This window comes from Marinobacter sp. HL-58 (assembly GCF_001314605.1).
Taxonomy (GTDB): Bacteria; Pseudomonadota; Gammaproteobacteria; order Pseudomonadales; family Oleiphilaceae; genus Marinobacter.
In genome coordinates, this window is the sequence record NZ_LIHP01000004.1 from 217,192 (window position 1) to 234,481 (window position 17,290).

A 17,290-nucleotide genomic window follows, 5' to 3' on the forward strand; every position below is an offset into this window, starting at 1 on the left:
TTAGAGCTCCACACCCAGGGCCCGGGTAACCCGGAGAGCACTGCATACACCGTCTTCATGGAAACCGTTGAACCAGTAAGCGCCGCAGAAATGGCTGCGGTTGTGCCCGCCGATTTCGTCGTAGCGCTTCTGTGCCGCAACTGCCTCCAGGGTGAATACCGGGTGGGCGTAGTCAAATTGCTTTATGATCCTTTCCGGATCAATATCGCGACTTCGATTGAGCGTTACGCAGAAGGTTTCCGGTGCATCATCAAAATTCTGCAGGATATTCATGTTATAGGTGACGGAAACCGGCTCGGTGCTGTGCTGCGGGATGAAATAGTTCCAGGCCGCCCAGGCAAGCCTGTTCGACGGCAGAACCGAGCTGTCTGTGTGCAGTACCACGTCATTACGCTGGTAGGTAATGGCACCCAGTATCTCCAGTTCCTGTTTGGTGGGGTCGGTGATCATCCCCAGGGCCTGATCGCTGTGACAGGCGAATACCACCTGGTCGAACTCCTGCTGTGCATCGTTGACCGTGATCACCACCTTGTCCGGATGGCGCACCACCGAGGTGACGGGGCTGTTCAGATGGGTATGGCCACCCAGCCGTTCCATCATGGCGTCCACGTACCGTGCGGAACCGCCAGAGATCACCCGCCATGTGGGCCTGTCATCCACGGACAGCATGCCGTGGTTATTGAAAAACTGCAGGAAGAAACGGATCGGGAACTGTTCCAGCACAATCTCCGGGGCAGACCAGATGGCCGCCCCCATGGGAACGATATAGTACTTGCGGAAATACCGGGAATAGCGGTTGCGGTTCAGGTATTCGCCAAGGCTTTCGTTGTCACCGATGTTACCCTCCGCCAGGTCCACGCGGGATTCCTTGTTGAACCTGAGTATTTCGCGAATCATCCTCAGGAACGGAAGATTCAGCAGGTTTTTTCTCTGGGCAAACAGCGTGTTCAGGCTGGTGCCGTTGTACTGAAGGCCAGACGCATGACAGTCAACACTGAAGCTCATGTCACTTACCTCGGATTCAACCCCGAGCCGGTCCATAAGCTTGATAAAGTTGGGGTAAGTCCAGTCATTGAAAACAATAAAACCGGTGTTCACCGGCCACTCCCGGCCTCCGGCGGTGACTGATTCGGTATTGGTGTGCCCGCCGGCATAGCTGCCGGCTTCAAACAGTTCAACATCGTATTTTTCCGCCAGGAGCCAGGCCGTTGTCAGCCCCGATACACCCGCACCGATGACGGCAATACGCTCACGCTTGTTACTCATCCATTGGATTCCTGTTCTTTCCTGCTTTGCCGGCTCATGCTGGCTGCCATTCGGTCAATCAGGCCCTGGGGCAGGGCGCCGAGGAGTTTGAGTGTCCAGGTGAAACGCCTGGGAAAGGCGATCTCGGTTCTGCCCTTGCGAAGACCACTGACAATCCGGGTTGCCGCCTCTTCCGATGAGACCAGGAATGGCATCGGGAAATCATTGCGGTCGGTCAGGGGTGTTTTGACAAACCCCGGCGACACAACAACTACATCAATGCCTTCAGACGCCAGATCGGCCCTCAGTGAGTGAGCGAAATACGTCAGTGCTGCCTTGGAAGCGCCATAACCTTCCGCCCGCCCGAACGGGAACCACCAGGCTGAAGAGCTGACAATCACCAGTGTGGCCGGCCGCCCCTGCTGGGCCGTCCGGCGGAGTGCGGGCAGGGCAATGTCCAGACATCGGGCGGTGCCAACCACATTGGTGGTCACGTTATGGTCGATAATGCTGCTGTCGTAGTCCGCAATTTCCAGGTACTCGCAGGTACCTGCATTGAGGATGGCCATGTCCAGGCTGCCGAAGGCTTCAAGGTCGGCGGCGATGGCCTGGAGCGCCTCCCGGTCCGTGGTGTCCGCCCTGGCGGGCTTCATCCGCTCAGGGGCCAGGGCACACAGCTGATCCAGCGCTTCCTGCCTGCGACCGGTGATGACTAGCCTGTGGCCCTGCTGCATCAGTTCCCGGGTGACCGCTTCTCCGATGCCGGAACTGGCGCCGGTAATCCAGATATTAGAGGTTGATTCCAGCCGTTGACTCATCCTGCCTGGCTCCTGATCCAGCGAATCACACCGCCCATGACCGGCAGGTTTTCATAGAGCAACTGACCCACGTCGAAATAGTCCCGATGGGAGGTAACACGCCCCTTGCGGATAACCAGTTGGCTGATGCCATCCACTTTTACAGGTTTACCCTTGCGGATGCGTTTGTGTTGCAGGTGCATGACCCAGGGAATACACACGTCCGGGCCATTGATGACAGGTTCGCCAAAATCGAAGCCGCAGGAAATCACGTTGGCATAGGCATCGGAAAAATAATCGGTGAGTTCAACGATGCCCCGGACGGAGGAAAAGGGATCCGTAAAGCGCACGTCGTCACTGTATACGCTGCCCAGTTCTGCCATGTTGCCAGCGCAAAGGTTATTGAACAGTTGCTTGAAACGGCCGAGGGTTTCGTGAACCGAGGTGTCCTTGTTGCTCATCTCGATGATTGAGGCGGTCGTCATTATCTTTTCCTCCTCATTGCGTCCAGTTTGCGGGTTTCTTCCTGAATGTGCTCGGGGATCGGGTTCATGTCCCAGATGATTCCAAGGCGATCGAGTATCCAAAGGCCATACCATGTCATATCCACCTCATACCACCGGAATCCCTGGCGCACGGATTGTGGCCAGCGATGATGGTTGTTGTGCCAGCCCTCGCCCATGGTAATCAAGGCAAGCCAGACATTGTTTCTGCTGTCGTCATCGGTTTCGAAACGACGCTTGCCCCAGACATGAGACAGGGAATTGATCGAAACCGTGGCATGGAAAAGTACAACCGTGGAAATGAAGAACCCCCACACCAGCAACTGCAGACCATTGGTGCCCAATCCTGGAGCCCAGGCGGCAAGTGCTTCGCCCAGCGCGTAGATGGCGACGGCAGCCGCCGCTGGTACCAGCGAGTCGAAACGGTTGAGAAAGCGCAATTCCGGGAATTTCATCCAGTCTTTCACCCTGCGTTCATCCATGGCAAAACCGGCGTCGCAGGTGAACCAGCCCACATGTGACCACCAGAAACCACCCTGATGAGGGGAGTGCAGGTCTTGCTCGTCGTCGGAATGCTGGTGGTGGTGCCGGTGGTGGGCTGCCCACCATAAGGGCCCCCTTTGTGCCGCGCTGGCACCAAGAACACCAAACAGAAACTGGGCCATACGGCTGGTCTTGAATGTCTTGTGGGCAAAGTACCGGTGATAGAATCCGGTGATGGCGAACATGCGGACAGCGAAAAACGCAACCGCAAACACCACAGCGAAGGTGCTGGTGCCGGTGATGATGACCAGCAGACAGGCCAGGTGAAGCGCTATAAAAGGCACTACCCTGAGAAAATTGAAAGCTCTTGAGTCGGTGTCGAGGTGATCCGAACCCGCAGTGGAGTCGAACCATCTCAGAATGTTTGTCAGCCAGTTTTGCACTCGGGTCATACCCTGATTGCCCTTTAGTTCGAAGTTTTTGCCTTTACGTTTCTTCAACCGAATTTGGATGCACGATAACCAATGTTTAACCAAACCGATCAGATGGCTGATATACGCCGGATAGCCATAGTTGGTTCAGGGCTGGCGGGCCTGACAGCTGCACTTTTACTTCAGCGGAACAATCTCGAGGTTACGGTGTTCGAGAAAAGTCGTGGCCCGGGCGGGCGTATGGCCGCGAAACGGGTGCCGGGTGGCTCGGCGGACATCGGTGCACAGTACTTTACGGCAAGAAATCCATCTTTCCTTGAGTTTCTCGGCCAGTACGCTGGTGAGAGCAGTTTTGGCGCCTGGCGGGGGCGCTTCGGCTATCAGAACAGTGAGGGCAAATGGGAGTCCTTTCCGGACGAAGACCGGTACGTGGGCATTCCCCGCATGACCGCCATCACACGGAAACTGTCTGAAACCGTGGAGTTACGGACACAGACCAGGATTCAAAGGCTGGTGCCCGATGCCCGGGCCTGGGTGTTGCAGGATACCGATGGCCGATCTCACGGGCCTTTCGATGCGGTGATCATAACCGCTCCTCCTGCCCAGGCACGGGATATTGTCACCAACAGCCAGCTGCATGATCTGGCAGCGGAACTGGATGACCCTGTCCTCCATATTCAGCCGTGCTGGGCCTGCGCAGCTTATTTCAAGGAACCACTGTCGGTGTCATACGATGCCATGCGATGCCAGAGCGATGTGCTTTACTGGGTTGCCAACAACTCCAGCAAGCCTGGCCGGGAAGATTCGGGGCAATGGTGGGTTCTGCACGCCAATCCGGAGTGGTCCCGCGACAATGAGCACACCTGCGCAGAGCAGGTTGCTGACGCAATGGTCTGCGCCTTTCAGCAGGTGGCTGGCTGCAGCGTGAAGCCCGATGACGCAGTGACCCATCGCTGGCTGTACGCAAAATCGTCATCTACCGATAACCCGGGCTTTCGCTGGTTCGGGGACCAGCGTATTGGCCTGGCGGGTGACTGGCTCAGCGGCGGCCGGGTCGAAGGCGCATTCGATAGCGCCGAGGGCCTTGCGGAAAAGATATTGTCGCTTTGAGATCCGTCAGTGTTCGTCAAGCACCTGGGGGCGCACGTAGAAGTGGCTGATGGTGCCGTCGCTGAACTTGCTGAAGAAGGCACTGATATCGGTGATCTTCTTCAGGGAGCGTTGACGGTTGATGGGGTCCCTGACCAGCACCTTGATGCCGTTGAAGTTGTCCTGGATATTGGAAAACCGGGCCCGCATTGAGCAGGTCACTACCTGCTCCGGGTCCAGGTTCAGTTCCCGGGCCAGCCAGCTGCTATGGTCGCTGATGCCCCGGGCTGACAGATCCTCGCGGGTGTCCAGATGATTCAGCTTGATGCGGTCCACAATGCAGCGGGAGTAGCTGGAAGGCTTCTTCCGCGCCACCTTCCGGAACGCCTCCCAGAAAAAACTGTCCGTCAGTTCGGCAAAATACCGCATGTTGCTGAGGCAGGTATCCACCCAGTCAAAGATCTCCGGGTCTTCCAGCACCTCATTGATGGCTTCCCGCAACAGCCAGTCGAATCCCAGTGCGGTTTTATGGGCATAGACCTTGCGGTACATCTGGTGGCGGCTGTAGACAAAATCCTCAAGCGCACCCAGGCCTTTCTGGGTGATGGCCAGGCCAAGCCAGGGCTCCCTGACATCCCAGCCAAAGCGCAGGTTGCTGAGCAGATGGTCAAGGTTGAAGCCCCCTATGGTGACCGAGGAATGGAAGCCGTCCCTGAGCATGTAGTCGGCCCGGTCAGCGTCAATTTCACCGGAAACAATGGATGACAACAGATCCATTACCAGCCGCGGGGTTTCCGCATCACTGAGCACACCGGATTCGGCGTCCTCGCCGGCAATAAAGTTCCAGAAGGTCCGGGCATGGCGGCAGAAGGCATCACTGGGGCTGACATCGGTGGTCTCCATGATCCCGATGACATCTCTGGCGTCCAGCCCCGCGGCATCCAGGTCGATTGAAGAAAGCACCTCATGGGCAACCCGCACGGAGTAATGCTCGTGCTCAAGCTCACCGGGCCGCTCGGAATGATAGATCGAATAGTCGACACCTTCCCAGAGGTCTTCGAAACGGTCCGGCCGGGACATCAACTCATGAATCCGACGGGCCTGGGTAAATTGATGGGAGAAGCTGGAGTGGCCGCTGTCGTGCAACAGGCAGCCCAGGCGTATGGTCTTGGCCAGGTAATCAATGGCGTCCAGTTGACTCAGGCTCAGGTCTGTCTGGTCGCTGAGCTGGCGCTCCCGCAGGTAGGCGTCAATCATCGAGCGGAACATGCGGGTGCCCACATGCATGACACCGATGCTATGAAGAAAGCGCGAGTGAGTGGCGCCGGGGAATACCAGGCTGAGAATATCGTTCTGGCAGATATTGCGCAGGCGTTGAAACAGGGGATGGTCAATAACCTTGATTTCATGCCGGTATAGCGGAATGCCGCCATGAACCGGGTCCATGATCAGCTTGTCATAGGCCCCGAGCAGATCATTTACGGCACTTCTCATTGATTACAACCTCCCAAAAACATCAAACATGTCTTGTTATATCACAGGGGCGTGCCAGAATAGATATCAGAAGGCCAATTTCCCGTTTACCGCTGGTAGTTTAGGGCAACAATCATGACATCGCGCACCGAGCGCATTCTTATAATTGATTCCGATGAGCATGCCCGTTCGGAACTGGGTCGGTACCTTGAGGCCAGGGGTTTCTATGTGACCGGTTATCCCGACCTGAATTCGGCCCGTGCCCTCTTTGATGACAGTATTCCGGACATCATTTTCGCCGATATGTCACCGGAAGCCATCGGGGAATTGGCCGGCAGGCTCGAAGACGCTGAAACCTTCACCCCGATCGTTGCCTGTTATTCCACCGAGAACGCGCCCGAAGTGGTCAATGCGCTGCGGGCAGGGGCCGCCGATATCGTGCTTAAACCCTGCTCTGACGATCGTGGTGCCCTGGACGACGTAATCGGCAAGCTGTTTGACCGGGTACGGGTGAACCGTCTGAATCAGCTTTACCGGCAGGAACTGGAAGAGGCAAACCGGGACCTGAGAGACGGTATTGCCGAGCTGCGGGCGGACCAGCGGGCAGGGCGCAAGGTCCAGTTACGCATGCTGCCAGATAAAGAACAGGTGTTGTCGGGCCTTTCTATCGATCACCTGATCAAACCATCTCTGTTTCTCAGTGGCGACTTTCTCGATTACTTTCGTATATCAGAAGACAAGGTGCTGGTTTATATTGCCGATGTGTCGGGCCATGGCGCAAGTTCCGCATTCGTAACGGTATTGCTTAAAAACCTGACCAACCGGCTCCAGCGTAACCTCAGGCGGGGTTCCAGTGACGACATTCTCTATCCGGAGCGATTCCTGCAGCGGATCAACACCGAATTGCTGGACACCGGGCTGGGCAAACACGTAACGGTTTTCGTGGGGATTATCTCTACGACAGATCGCAGGCTTCGGTACTCTGTGGGGGCCCATTTTCCCATGCCGATTCTGTCCTTCGAGGGTGGGAGCACGGAGTTTCTGGAGGGGAGCGGGCTGCCGGTAGGGCTGTTCGAGGCTCCGGCGTGGGAAGTCTACGAAGTGCCGCTGGAAAAACCGTTTCACCTGATTCTGTTTTCAGACGGTATACTGGAGGTCATCAAGGCGAAAAGCCTGGATGAAAAGGAAAAGACATTACTTGAACTCGTCTCGGGAGGTAGTCACACTATCGCATCGCTGAGCGAGGCTCTGAATCTCGACGAGATCACAGAGTTACCTGACGATATTGCTATCGTATCCGTAACGGATGCCGTTTCCGGTATCGATAGCCCAACGTCGAATTAGTGGCAGTGGATTCAATGGCTGGTTACAAGATCCTGCAAGCTGAAAAACAGGGCATTTATGTCCTCAAGTTTATTGGAGAAATCCGGCTGAACCTGTGTTCGACGCTGGATAACCTTGTTGAGTCCATCACTCAGGACCCCGACTTCAAAACCGTGGTCATTGATCTCACAGAAACCGAGATTATTGACAGCACCACCCTGGGATTACTGGCCAAGATCGCCATGGCGGCCCAGAAACGCAGCAATTTCCTGCCAACGATGATTTCCACTAACCCGGATATTACCCGAATCATTACTTCCATGGGGTTCGACAAGATCTTTATTATTGTCAGAGAACCCGCATCCCGTATCGAGGAACTGGAAGAAATACCTGTATTGCGTGCCAGCGAGCAGGACGTTCGGGACAAGGTGCTGGATGCGCACCGGGTGTTAATGGGCCTGAACAGCCGCAACCGGGAAGAGTTCAAGAACCTGGTGCGCGCCCTGGAATGCGAAGATTCCGGCTGAACCAGCAAGCAAAACGGAACAACTATGCCTGACAACAAAGCCCCCCGGCCAACGGAACCCTCTCCAACGGGCCATGATGTGGCGGTCCTTGGCGGTGGCAGTTTTGGTACTGCCATGGCCAAGGTACTGGGTGAAAATGGCCATACCGTGCATTTCTGGATGCGCGATGAAGCCCAGGCCGACGAAATCCGCAATACCGGCATCAACCGCCGTTACATGCCGGACGTCAGGCTTACCGGCGATATCCAGCCTACAACCAGCCTTCCGGAAGCCATCGGCAAGGCGGAAATAGTACTGGTTGCCATTCCCAGCAAGGCCTTCCGGGCCGTCATTCGGGAAAACAGCTCTGAATTCCGTGAAGGACAGATTGTTGTCAGTCTGACCAAGGGTATTGAAGAGCACGGCTTCAAGCTGATGAGCGAGATCCTGCAGGAAGAAATTCCCCGGGCGCGGATCGGTGTGCTCAGTGGTCCCAACCTGGCAGGCGAAATCGTTAACCATGACCTGACCGCGACCGTCATCGCTGCCAAGGATCCGGACGTGCGACGAACGGTCCAGGAATTGCTGGGCTGCGAATACCTGCGGGTATACGCCAATGTTGACGTTTACGGGGTTGAACTCGCCGGGGCGCTGAAAAACATCTACGCCATTGTGGCCGGGCTCGCTTCGGCCCGGGATCTTGGTGAGAACGCCAAGGCCATGCTCATTACCCGTGGCCTGGCAGAGATGAGCCGCTTTGCGGTCAGCCTCGGTGCCAACCCGATGACCTTTATGGGCCTGGCCGGTGTTGGCGACCTGATTGTGACCTGCACTTCCCCGAAAAGCCGTAACTTCCGGGTGGGGTATGCCGTCGGCAAGGGCCAGGCCCTTGATGATGCCGTAGCCGATCTGGGGCAGGTGGCAGAAGGTATCTATACGCTCAAGCTGGTCAAGGAAAAGTCCGAAGCCATTGGCATTTATATGCCTCTGGTCCGCGGCCTTTACGAGATACTTTATGAAGGTGCATCCATCAGTGCGGTGATTAACTCTTTGATGATGTCGGTCCAGAACTCCGATGTGGAATTCATCCTGCCTCGCACCCTCAGTCAGTAGGGCTTCGGCATATCCGGAGGTAACCAGTGCACTTGATTATCATGCGTCACGGAGAAGCCGGGTGGCACAGCCTCGACAGGGAACGGGAACTGACGGAATTCGGCCGCCACGGAGTTGCAGACGTTGCGGCCCAGATTGCGGAATCCCCCTGGCGGCCCGAACTCATCTGGTGCAGCCCGCTGGTACGTGCACGGCAGACCGCCGCGATCGCCTCCGAGATTCTCAATTGTGCGGTAACTGAAAAAGACTTCATTACCCCGGACGATGACCCCGGGCGCTGCCTGGATGAACTGATCGACGCAGCGCCTTCTCAACTTATGATCGTGTCCCACATGCCTTTCGTGGGTAGCCTCTCGACTTTGCTGGTGGACGGCCACCGCAAGGGAATCCCGTTTATGACCGCCCAGGCCGTTGTGCTGGAAATGCCTGTTGCCGGGCCGGGGTGCGCAGATGTCCGGGCCCAGTTCCTGCCCTGAGACCCTGGCCGGAATCATTGTTTGTTCCCTTTAAAACCCGCACGGCAACACCCATAGTAGATTGAGGATTGATTCAGGGAGTGTGCTCCATGACCCAGAAGCCGGAAACGATTGCAGAACAGGTTGAAAATGCCCAGTCCACGGATACCGGGCTGCCGCCACTGGAGAAATGGAACCCCGATCTGTCCGGAGACATTGACATCGTCATAGCGCGGGACGGTCAGTGGCTTTATGAGGGCAAGCCCATTGGCCGGGAAGCTATTGTAAGGTTGTTTTCGACGATTCTCCGCCGGGAGGATGATGGTCATTATTACCTGGTCACACCGGTGGAAAAATGGCGCATTCGTGTGGAAGACGCGCCGCTGCTGGCCCATTCTCTGCGTGCAAACGGCAAGGGCAGGGAGCAGGTGCTTACGGTTACGACCAACACCGGGGAAACCATCGAGATTGGTGAGGAGCACCCCCTGTATGTCGGGACCTACGACGGCACTGACGAGCCCCGGCCCGTGGTGAAGCTGCGCCACGGGATTGAGGCGCGGCTTGTGACCGCGGCTTATTACGATCTGGCGGACCTTGTTGCCGAAGAAAACGACGGCGATGAAACGGCGATAGGTGTCTGGAGTAACGGGAATTTCTATAAAATAGCCGCCAACGGTTGAATTACCTGGCATCGTCCCAAATAACTCACGGTAGAAAACGCAGTCCGACACTTGTTAAACTGTGCTTTCGAACTTGTTACCGAGCCTGGCTCTCTAACGAGGCCCGGTGGTCGTAAGTCCCTCTGTGCAGTCTGGCTGTTCAAGATTACTTTCGATTACCCAAATTTAAATCAAACAGTCATTGCGACACGCAAGGAGATCACATGGCCCAACCTCGTGTTGTCACCATCCATTACACGCTCACCAACGACCAGGGAGAAGAACTGGATTCCTCCCGTGTAGAAGGTCGCGAGCCTCTGTCTTATCTGGAAGGTGCTCAGAACATCATCGGCGGACTGGAAAATGCGCTGAACGAAAAGAACGCTGGCGATCAGGTAAAAGTATCTGTTGAGCCTGCTGAAGGTTACGGCGAAGTCAACGAAGAGCTGGTTCAGCCGGTTCCCCGTTCCGCGTTTGAAGGTGTGGACACCATCGAGCCGGGCATGCAATTCCAGGCACAGACTCCGGGTGGCCCCCAGGTAGTCCGTGTTGTGGAAGTAGGCGACGAAACTGTCACCATCGATGCCAACCACCCGCTGGCAGGCCAGACCCTGCACTTTGACGTGGAAGTGGTTGAAGCTCGCGAAGCAACCGACGAAGAACAAGAGCACGGTCACGCTCACTGATTTCGTCCGAGTTGTTCGAAAACGGCCCCTTGCGGGCCGTTTTTTTTGGCTGGATGAAAAACGGCCCTGAAAAGGGCCGTTTTTGACAAGCTTCCGAATTACATGTTCGGATAATTCGGACCACCACCGCCTTCCGGCGTCACCCAGGTGATGTTCTGGGACGGGTCCTTGATGTCGCAGGTCTTGCAGTGAACGCAGTTCTGGGCGTTGATCTGGAACTTCTTGCCGCTGCCGTCCTCGGCATCAATCACTTCGTACACACCAGCAGGACAGTAGCGCTGTGCCGGCTCATTGTACTTAGGCAGATTCTCCTTGATGGGAATCTCCGGGTCCGTCAGCTTCAGGTGAATCGGCTGGTCTTCCTCGTGGTTGGTGTTGGAAATAAACACCGAGGACAGTTTATCGAAGGTCAGCTTGTTATCCGGCTTGGGATAATCAATCTTCTTCGCCTGGTCAGCCGGCTTAAGCGTTGCATAGTCCGGTGTAGTGTCGTGGAACGTAAACGGCAGACTGCCCCGAAGGATATTCTGCTCGAAATAGGCGATGGCACCGCCCACGATATTGCCGAACTTGTGCATGGCAGGGCCGAAATTGCGCTCGGCGTATAGTTCTTTGTACAGCCAGCTGTCCTTGAAACGATCCTCGAAGCTGGTGATTTCCTCACCGCTTTTGCCTTCCTTCAGTGCTTCAAACACGGCTTCGGCGCCCAGCAGTCCGGATTTCATGGCAGTGTGGGAACCCTTGATCTTGGATCCGTTCAGCGTGCCGGCGTCACAGCCAAGCAGCAGACCACCGGGAAAGCTCATTTTGGGCAGGCAATTAAAACCGCCCTTGGTAATGGCGCGGGCGCCGTAGGCCACTCGCTTGCCACCTTCCAGATGCTTCTTGATTTCCGGATGCAGCTTCAGGCGCTGGAACTCATCGAACGGGCTCAGATGTGGGTTGCTGTAGGACAGATCTGCAATCAGGCCGACGTATACCTGGCCACCCTCAAGGTGATAAAGGAAGGAGCCGCCGGTAGACCCGGATTCATTCAGGGGCCAGCCGGTGGTGTGAACAACAAGGCCTGGCTCGTGTTTGGCCGGGTCGATGTCCCACAGTTCCTTGATGCCGATGCCGTAGTGCTGTGGATCCTTGCCTTCGTCCAGTTTGAAGTCGTTGATCAGGCGCTTGCCCAGGTGACCACGGCAGCCTTCGGTGAACAGGGTATACTTGGCGCGCAGTTCCATACCGGGCATGTAGCCGTCTTTTTCGGAACCGTCGCGGGCAACGCCCATGTCGCCGGTGATGATGCCCTTTACCTGACCGTCTTCAACAATGGTTTCAGATGCGGCAAAGCCGGGATAGACCTCAACACCCAGGCCTTCGGCCTGTTCGGCGAGCCAGCGGCACAGGTTGCCCAGGCTGATAATGTAGTTGCCGTGGTTGTGCATGTTCTTCGGCACAAAGGCATTGGGGATCTTGCTGGCGTTTTCCTGGTTTTTCAGCAGGAAAATGTCATCACGGGTGACCGGAGTGTTCAGCGGAGCGCCTTTCTCTTTCCAGTCCGGGAACAGTTCGTTGAGGGCAGTGGGCTCAAACACGGTACCCGCCAGTATATGAGCGCCGATTTCGGAACCCTTTTCAACGACACAGACGGTCAGTTCCTGTTCGGCTTCCTTGGCCATCTGCATGATGCGACAGGCTGCCGAGAGGCCAGCTGGGCCACCGCCGACGATCAGAACATCAAACTCCATCGATTCGCGTTCCACGTTGGTCTCCTCATCTTTTTTAGTGATGCCAACAGGCAATTTCTCAGGGGCGCCATCATACCGGTAAAACGGCCTGCAGACGACTCCCCCAAAGCGAAAGCCCCTGTTCTGTTAAATGAAAGGATACCGCAATTTAATAATCAAACAAACGTTTGTTTGAAATTTGGCGTCACCTTTGGCATTGTTTAACGGCGCTGGGCCAAAACGTGTATTTTGAGTCGTTTTCTAGTATCGTCTCACGCTCAGGTGGAGTCAACTGGCGTTCATTGGCCGCAAACGCGGTTGGGTAACGGCTGGCGGGGCTATTGACCCCGGTGTGCTTTGCCTGCAGTATTATGACGCCCTGACAGACAGCAGGTCCCGCAAGCATGTGCTGTTCTCAAATGTAAACTCATCGTAGAAGAACGAGGAATCTATGAAGGTTCTGGTCGCTGTAAAACGAGTTATCGACTACAACGTAAAGGTGCGCGTCAAGCCGGACAACACCGGCGTTGATCTCGCCAACGTCAAAATGGCAATGAACCCGTTCTGCGAAATCGCTGTTGAAGAAGCGGTTCGCCTGAAAGAGAAGGGTGTTGCCAGCGAAATCGTGGTGGTTTCCATCGGCCCGAAGGCCTGCCAGGAGCAAATCCGTACTGCTCTGGCCCTGGGTGCCGACCGTGGTATCCACGTCGAAACAGACGAAGAGGTTCAGTCTCTCGAAGCGGCCAAGCTGCTCAAGAGCGTGGTTGAGAAAGAAGAGCCCAAGCTGGTTATTCTTGGCAAACAGTCCATCGATTCTGACAACAACCAGACCGGCCAGATGCTCGCAGCACTGACTGGCATGGGGCAGGGTACTTTCGCCTCTGAAGTGGTTGTTGAAGGCGACAAGGTCAATGTTACCCGTGAGGTTGACGGCGGCCTGATGACCGTTGCCCTGAACCTGCCTGCGGTTGTTACCACGGACCTTCGCCTGAACGAGCCGCGTTACGCATCCCTGCCTAACATCATGAAGGCCAAGAAGAAGCCGCTGGATTCAATGACCCCGGCTGACCTGGGTGTTGAGCTCGCTCCGCGTCTTTCCACGCTGAAAGTTGAAGCGCCGGCTTCCCGCCAGGCGGGTGTGAAGGTGGCTGACGTAGCTGAGCTGGTCGACAAACTGAAGAATGAAGCGAAGGTGATCTAAATGAGCATCCTTGTAATTGCTGAACACGACAACAGCAGCCTCAAGCAGGCTACCCTGAATGTTGTAGCTGCTGCCAAGGCCATCGGCGGCGACATCGACGTGCTGGTTGCCGGCGAGAACTGTGGCGCTGTTGCTGAAGCCGCGGCCAAGGCCGAAGGCGTTAACAAGGTACTGGTTGCCGACAACGCCGTTTACGGCCACTTCCTGGGCGAGAACCTGGGTGAGCTGGTCGCTGAAGTTGGTAAAGGCTACAGCCATATCCTGGCTGCCGCCGGCACCGTCGGCAAGGATTTCATGCCACGGGTTGCCGCGCTGCTGGACGTAGCCCAGGTTTCCGACATCATGCGTGTGGAGTCTGAAGATACCTTCGTTCGTCCGATCTACGCCGGTAACGCCATTGCGACGGTCAAATCCACCGACAGCATCAAGGTCGTTACGGTTCGCCCGACGGCCTTTGATCCTGTTGCCGCTGAAGGTGGCTCTGCCGCCGTGGAAGCCCTGGATATCGTTAAAGACGCAGGCCTGTCCTCCTTCGTTAGCGAAGAACTGGCCAAGTCTGATCGCCCTGATCTGGCAAGTGCCGGCATCGTGGTTTCCGGTGGTCGTGGCATGCAGAATGGCGAAAACTTCAAGATGCTGGAGCAGGTCGCCGATCTGCTGGGTGCTGCAGTTGGTGCGTCCCGCGCTGCGGTAGACGCCGGCTTCGTTCCCAACGACATGCAGGTTGGCCAGACCGGCAAGATTGTTGCGCCGCAACTGTACATTGCTGTTGGTATCTCCGGTGCCATCCAGCACCTGGCCGGCATGTCTGATTCCAAGGTGATCGTTGCGATCAACAAGGATGAAGAAGCGCCGATTTTCCAGGTTGCCGATTACGGCCTGGTAGCGGACCTGTTTGAAGCGGTTCCGCAACTTGAGGAAGAGTTGAAGAAAGTTCTGTAACTTTCTGGTTCTTCTTTAAAAGGCACCTACGGGTGCCTTTTTTGTTGGCCTGTATTCTATTTTTTCTTCTGTTCTTTCCGGGCAGTCAGTTTCTTTTCTTTCTTACCGATAAACAGCGTATCCGCCAGTATATGCAGTGCCTTGTTGGTGGTGTGAACGGTACGGTAGATCTGATCGCTGGTGTAATCATGGCTGTCCCGGGCCTTCCGGGCATTTTCACGGAATTCCTCGCTGGTGGAAAAGCGATCGATCAGGCTGAAGGTTGTGGTGGTTATGGCCTTGTGAACTTTCTCGACCGCGCTGGTGCCATTCTTGACAGTCTCCTCCAGCAAGCGGGCACGATTGCGGGTTTCCATCAGGTCCATACGGGATTTCTGGATATGGCTGTTGGCGGAAATCTGCCGGGCTCTGAGCCGCCGCAGGTCCCGCGTGTTATGGATGTGCTGCCTGATGGCTACAGACATAACCCCGGCACTGGTACAGGTAACAAGCAGGCTGATCAGGGCTGTTGCGTCCATGAGGGCTCCTAGCGATACTCCAGCTTCATTTCCACATCGATTTCCCGTTCCGCCAACTCCATTTCCAGCTCTTTCATTACTTCCTGGTAGACCAGCCGTTTCACCATTACCGGCAGCCGGTCTGCCAGCATGCGCGCCGATTTGGACTCCCGCTTGGCCAAGGCAATCGGATCCCGCACCTGCAGCGTAAGTAACATTTCCGGATCCCGAGTATTATCAGGGCCATAGGATTCAGCCAGCGCTTCCTTGATCATTTTCTGCTGAAGGGTTATGCGCCAGAATAACCAGCCACTGACGATGGCAAGTATGAGGCTCAGTACCAGAAGCAGTGTGTTCAATGGGGTAACCTCCGGGATTCGGGTTTATCAATCCTGACAGAGTGTGCAGCATCGGCCAGGTAATGCGATTGGCCGGTGCGACGTTTTTGTCGCAATTTCCAGAGCACCAACCGTAAGGATAATGACATGATCTGGTTAAAAGCGTTTGTCAGTGGCTTTCTGGCAACCCTGATTTTTCATCAGGGCCTGTTCACCGTGTTCTACCTCGTGGGCATGGTGCCATCTGCGCCGTTCAACATGAATCCGGTACCACCTATGGGCGTTCCCGCCGTGTTTTCACTGGCTTTTTTTGGCGGCCTCTGGGGGCTGGTACTCTGGGCGGCTCTGAGACGACTGAATGGCTTTAAGTTCTGGTTGGGTAATGTAATAGTAGGCGCCATCGGGCCAACCGCCGTTGCGATGCTGGTTGTCTTCCCGCTCAAGGGACTGGCGGTGTCTGCCCAGACCGTGATCGGCGGGCTGATGCTCAACGGCTTCTGGGGACTTGGCGTAGCGCTTTTCCTGGTAATAATGGGCGCGAAAACGGCCCGGCCCGCCACCGGCAATTCTTAATGGACAAGGATAACCAATGAGCAAAAAAACTGACGCCACCTATGACATCGTGGTATTCGGTGCCACCAGTTTCGTGGGGCAGATCCTCACCAACTACCTGCTTGAAAGCTACGGCTCTGGCAAAGAGGTTCGCTGGGCCATTGCGGGGCGCTCCGAAAGCAAACTGAACGCCCTGAAACAAAGCCTGGGCAAAGGCGCAGCGGAACTGCCGGTGATAGTGGCGGACGCCAGCGACGAAGGCGCCCTGAAGGCCATGTGCGACCAGACCCGGGTGGTGATCTCAACAGTGGGGCCTTACGCCCTGTATGGCGAGCCGCTCGTCAAAATCTGTGCCGAAACCGGCACGGACTACTGCGACCTGACCGGTGAGGTCCAGTGGATCCGCCGGATGGTGGAAACCTACGAGGACAAAGCCAAGGCCTCTGGTGCTCGCATTGTGCATTGCTGCGGATTCGACTCGATTCCGTCAGACATGGGTGTCTGGTTTCTCCAACAGCAGGCAGAAGCAACCTTTGGTGCGCCCTGCCAGGACGTACGCATGCGGGTAAAGGTCGCCAAGGGCGAGTTTTCCGGCGGCACCGTGGCCAGCATGATGAACGTAGCCAAAGAAGCAGCGGCTGACTCGAAGCTGCGCAAGGAGCTGGCCAATCCGTTTTCCATCTGCCCGCCGGAGCATCGCTCCAAAACCCGTCAGCCCAGCCTGAAAGGGGCGGAGTTTGACAGGGACTTCGGTGTCTGGCTGGCGCCCTTTGTAATGGGGGCCATCAATACCCGGATTGTTCACCGCTCCAATGCCTTGCAGAACGCGCGCTATGGCCGGGAGTTTACGTACGATGAGGCCATGATGACCGGGCGTGGCCTGAAGGGCCGCCTGGCCGCTTACGCCATCACCGGCGCCCTGGGTGGTTTCTTTACGGCCTCTGCGTTCAAGCCGTCCCGCTGGGTGGTTGAAAAGTTTGTCCCCAAGCCGGGTGAGGGCCCGGGCCCGGAAGCGCAGAGAAACGGCTTCTACGATCTGCGCTTCGTGGGCAAGACCACCGACGGCAGAACCATCAAAACCAGGGTGACCGGTGACCGTGACCCGGGTTATGGTTCTACCGCCAAGATGCTGGGCGAAGCCGGCATGAGCCTGGCGTTTGATGTGGAAGACGACAAGCAGGGCGGCTTCTGGACACCGTCGTCCCTGCTGGACGGCAAGCTCTTTGACCGCCTGACCAGCAAGGCAGGCCTGACCTTTGAATTGCTGGAAACCAGCTGAAGG

The 17,290-nt window shown here is 56.3% G+C and carries 19 protein-coding genes; 11 read left to right on the plus strand and 8 right to left on the minus strand.

Going from position 1 to position 17,290, the window contains the following annotated elements; genetic code table 11:
• The 4 genes from HLUCCO03_RS04765 to HLUCCO03_RS04780 are packed head-to-tail and all read right to left on the minus strand — an operon-like array spanning position 1 to position 3,480.
• Positions 1 to 1,266, minus strand: coding sequence for an NAD(P)/FAD-dependent oxidoreductase (locus HLUCCO03_RS04765; protein ID WP_027832086.1), 1,266 nt, complete (start codon positions 1,264 to 1,266; stop codon positions 1 to 3).
• Entirely contained in the window at positions 1,263 to 2,063 is an 801-nt protein-coding gene (locus HLUCCO03_RS04770; RefSeq protein ID WP_027832085.1) for an SDR family oxidoreductase, read from the minus strand. The genes HLUCCO03_RS04765 and HLUCCO03_RS04770 overlap by 4 nt, the downstream gene beginning before the upstream one ends.
• Positions 2,060 to 2,527 carry a nuclear transport factor 2 family protein gene (locus tag HLUCCO03_RS04775; RefSeq protein ID WP_027832084.1) on the minus strand — a complete coding sequence of 156 codons (468 nt, stop codon included), beginning with the start codon at positions 2,525 to 2,527 and terminating at the stop codon, positions 2,060 to 2,062. The genes HLUCCO03_RS04770 and HLUCCO03_RS04775 overlap by 4 nt, the downstream gene beginning before the upstream one ends.
• Positions 2,527 to 3,480, minus strand: coding sequence for an acyl-CoA desaturase (locus HLUCCO03_RS04780; RefSeq protein ID WP_027832083.1), 954 nt, complete (start codon positions 3,478 to 3,480; stop codon positions 2,527 to 2,529). The genes HLUCCO03_RS04775 and HLUCCO03_RS04780 overlap by 1 nt, the downstream gene beginning before the upstream one ends.
• Positions 3,481 to 3,552: 72 nt before the next feature.
• On the opposite strand from HLUCCO03_RS04780, the gene HLUCCO03_RS04785 reads away from it, so the two are divergent.
• A complete protein-coding gene (locus HLUCCO03_RS04785; RefSeq protein ID WP_027832082.1) occupies positions 3,553 to 4,569 on the plus strand; it encodes an FAD-dependent oxidoreductase in 1,017 nt (338 codons plus the stop codon).
• 6 nt (positions 4,570 to 4,575) lie between these two features.
• Here the strand turns inward: HLUCCO03_RS04785 and HLUCCO03_RS04790 are convergent, their stop codons facing one another.
• Positions 4,576 to 6,042, minus strand: a complete 1,467-nt coding sequence (locus tag HLUCCO03_RS04790) for an HD domain-containing protein (RefSeq protein WP_027832081.1) — start codon at positions 6,040 to 6,042, stop codon at positions 4,576 to 4,578.
• A gap of 114 nt (positions 6,043 to 6,156) precedes the next feature.
• Here HLUCCO03_RS04790 and HLUCCO03_RS04795 point away from each other — a divergent pair, with 114 nt between their 5' ends.
• The 6 genes from HLUCCO03_RS04795 to HLUCCO03_RS04820 all read left to right on the plus strand — a co-directional run bounded on the left by HLUCCO03_RS04795 (position 6,157) and on the right by HLUCCO03_RS04820 (position 10,763).
• Complete coding sequence (locus tag HLUCCO03_RS04795) at positions 6,157 to 7,365, plus strand: SpoIIE family protein phosphatase (RefSeq protein WP_027832080.1); 1,209 nt, start codon at positions 6,157 to 6,159, stop codon at positions 7,363 to 7,365.
• 14 nt (positions 7,366 to 7,379) lie between these two features.
• The gene (locus tag HLUCCO03_RS04800) at positions 7,380 to 7,871 is read left to right on the plus strand and encodes an STAS domain-containing protein (protein ID WP_027832079.1); all 492 of its coding nucleotides are present in this window, start codon (positions 7,380 to 7,382) and stop codon (positions 7,869 to 7,871) included.
• 24 nt (positions 7,872 to 7,895) lie between these two features.
• Positions 7,896 to 8,963 carry an NAD(P)H-dependent glycerol-3-phosphate dehydrogenase gene (locus tag HLUCCO03_RS04805; protein WP_027832078.1) on the plus strand — a complete coding sequence of 356 codons (1,068 nt, stop codon included), beginning with the start codon at positions 7,896 to 7,898 and terminating at the stop codon, positions 8,961 to 8,963.
• Positions 8,964 to 8,989: 26 nt separating this feature from the next.
• A complete protein-coding gene (locus HLUCCO03_RS04810; RefSeq protein ID WP_027832077.1) occupies positions 8,990 to 9,439 on the plus strand; it encodes a histidine phosphatase family protein in 450 nt (149 codons plus the stop codon).
• An 89-nt stretch (positions 9,440 to 9,528) separates the two neighbouring features.
• The gene (locus tag HLUCCO03_RS04815) at positions 9,529 to 10,098 is read left to right on the plus strand and encodes a DUF1285 domain-containing protein (RefSeq protein ID WP_027832076.1); all 570 of its coding nucleotides are present in this window, start codon (positions 9,529 to 9,531) and stop codon (positions 10,096 to 10,098) included.
• 203 nt (positions 10,099 to 10,301) lie between these two features.
• Positions 10,302 to 10,763: a peptidylprolyl isomerase gene (locus HLUCCO03_RS04820; RefSeq protein WP_027832075.1), complete on the plus strand. Its 462-nt coding sequence runs from the start codon at positions 10,302 to 10,304 to the stop codon at positions 10,761 to 10,763.
• 98 nt (positions 10,764 to 10,861) lie between these two features.
• Here the strand turns inward: HLUCCO03_RS04820 and HLUCCO03_RS04825 are convergent, their stop codons facing one another.
• Positions 10,862 to 12,514 carry an electron transfer flavoprotein-ubiquinone oxidoreductase gene (locus tag HLUCCO03_RS04825; protein ID WP_027832074.1) on the minus strand — a complete coding sequence of 551 codons (1,653 nt, stop codon included), beginning with the start codon at positions 12,512 to 12,514 and terminating at the stop codon, positions 10,862 to 10,864.
• A gap of 415 nt (positions 12,515 to 12,929) precedes the next feature.
• Here HLUCCO03_RS04825 and HLUCCO03_RS04830 point away from each other — a divergent pair, with 415 nt between their 5' ends.
• Both HLUCCO03_RS04830 and HLUCCO03_RS04835 read left to right on the plus strand, forming a co-directional pair.
• Positions 12,930 to 13,679, plus strand: coding sequence for an electron transfer flavoprotein subunit beta/FixA family protein (locus tag HLUCCO03_RS04830; RefSeq protein WP_027832073.1), 750 nt, complete (start codon positions 12,930 to 12,932; stop codon positions 13,677 to 13,679).
• Entirely contained in the window at positions 13,680 to 14,621 is a 942-nt protein-coding gene (locus tag HLUCCO03_RS04835) for an FAD-binding protein (protein ID WP_027832072.1), read from the plus strand.
• Between the two features lie 56 nt (positions 14,622 to 14,677).
• On the opposite strand, the gene HLUCCO03_RS04840 is transcribed toward HLUCCO03_RS04835, so the two are convergent.
• Positions 14,678 to 15,139, minus strand: a complete 462-nt coding sequence (locus tag HLUCCO03_RS04840) for a hypothetical protein (protein ID WP_027832071.1) — start codon at positions 15,137 to 15,139, stop codon at positions 14,678 to 14,680.
• Positions 15,140 to 15,147: 8 nt separating this feature from the next.
• Positions 15,148 to 15,477 (minus strand): hypothetical protein, encoded by a 330-nt coding sequence (locus tag HLUCCO03_RS04845; RefSeq protein WP_027832070.1) that lies wholly within the window; start codon positions 15,475 to 15,477, stop codon positions 15,148 to 15,150.
• Between the two features lie 126 nt (positions 15,478 to 15,603).
• Here HLUCCO03_RS04845 and HLUCCO03_RS04850 point away from each other — a divergent pair, with 126 nt between their 5' ends.
• Both HLUCCO03_RS04850 and HLUCCO03_RS04855 read left to right on the plus strand, forming a co-directional pair.
• On the plus strand, positions 15,604 to 16,029 hold the full coding sequence (locus tag HLUCCO03_RS04850) for a hypothetical protein (protein WP_027832069.1): 426 nt from the start codon (positions 15,604 to 15,606) through the stop codon (positions 16,027 to 16,029).
• Positions 16,030 to 16,045: 16 nt separating this feature from the next.
• Entirely contained in the window at positions 16,046 to 17,287 is a 1,242-nt protein-coding gene (locus HLUCCO03_RS04855; protein ID WP_027832068.1) for a saccharopine dehydrogenase NADP-binding domain-containing protein, read from the plus strand.
• Positions 17,288 to 17,290 lie beyond the last annotated feature (3 nt).